General features: G+C 40.3%; 1 pseudogene. It reads right to left on the bottom strand.

Annotation, left to right across the window (positions count from 1 at the left end):
• A pseudogene (locus J7R05_RS07435) lies at positions 1-658 on the bottom strand (hypothetical protein); the annotation flags it as partial.

Below are 658 nucleotides of genomic sequence, written 5' to 3'. Positions count from 1 at the left end.
ACCCCTCGCAAGGAACTCAAACTTGCTATCGCTACTCGCATCGCCTTTGCCATGCTTCGCTACAAACGCTTTGACTGTATCATTCCACAATAGCGCCTCGCCTTGAACTGATTGAGTAATATTCGTAATCTTCTCATCAAAATTCTGCACTACATTTGTCAGATGATTGTTCACATTCTTAACACTTGCACCAAGACCAGAAAAAGCTGAACCTACATCATTAAAGACAGACTTGCTTACCTGACCATCTTCAGAAACACTGGATAATTCATAGGTTGGATGTGTAAAGCTACCCTCTTTAAATGACGCTCCGCCACCCAAAAACTTCGCTACATCCTGAGACAGGGTATTAATTTGGTTGCCATTAACCACATCATGTGAACCCTTTGCAATCAGACCATCCGCAACATTATGCAAACCAACAGCCGCAGAATTCTTTCCTTTGCCGAAAGTCACACTTGTATAATTAATAGTGCCTTTTTCATCATTGTTCTTATCGTAATGAACAACCGCAGAATCTTCTGACTGAAGATGATTAATCTGGTTGGTGATCTCATTTTTGATATTCGTGAAAGAACTACCAACTCCTTCAAACGCTTCTGCAACATTCTGATAAGTTTCATCTTTTTCCTTACCATCATCCTTAACTGTTTTAAGC

This window comes from Bartonella capreoli, from assembly GCF_902813205.1.
Classification (GTDB): Bacteria; Pseudomonadota; Alphaproteobacteria; order Rhizobiales; family Rhizobiaceae; genus Bartonella; species Bartonella schoenbuchensis.
This window is presented reverse-complemented; position numbering and strand designations above follow the sequence as displayed.